A 661-nucleotide genomic window follows, 5' to 3' on the forward strand; every position below is an offset into this window, starting at 1 on the left:
TCATCTTCGGGGGTAGAGCACTGTTTCGGCTAGGGGGTCATCCCGACTTACCAACCCGATGCAAACTACGAATACCGAAGAATGTTATCACGGGAGACACACGGCGGGTGCTAACGTCCGTCGTGAAGAGGGAAACAACCCAGACCGCCAGCTAAGGTCCCAAAGTCACAGTTAAGTGGGAAACGATGTGGGAAGGCTCAGACAGCCAGGATGTTGGCTTAGAAGCAGCCATCATTTAAAGAAAGCGTAATAGCTCACTGGTCGAGTCGGCCTGCGCGGAAGATGTAACGGGGCTAAACTGTGCACCGAAGCTGCGGCAGCGACACTATGTGTTGTTGGGTAGGGGAGCGTTCTGTAAGCCTGCGAAGGTGTCTCGTGAGGGATGCTGGAGGTATCAGAAGTGCGAATGCTGACATAAGTAACGATAATGGGCAGCGACACTATGTGTTGTTGGGTAGGGGAGCGTTCTGTAAGCCTGCGAAGGTGTCTCGTGAGGGATGCTGGAGGTATCAGAAGTGCGAATGCTGACATAAGTAACGATAATGCGGGTGAAAAACCCGCACGCCGGAAGACCAAGGGTTCCTGTCCAACGTTAATCGGGGCAGGGTGAGTCGACCCCTAAGGCGAGGCCGAAAGGCGTAGTCGATGGGAAACAGGTTAA

General features: G+C 53.7%; 1 rRNA gene (only partly in view). It reads left to right on the forward strand.

Going from position 1 to position 661, the window contains the following annotated elements:
* Positions 1 to 661: ribosomal RNA gene (locus FHC49_RS04535) — 23S ribosomal RNA — on the forward strand; its annotated part reaches 567 nt to the left of the window's first position; the annotation flags it as partial.

The organism is Kluyvera sp. EC_51 (assembly GCF_019584505.1).
Lineage (GTDB): Bacteria > Pseudomonadota > Gammaproteobacteria > Enterobacterales > Enterobacteriaceae > Kluyvera > Kluyvera sichuanensis.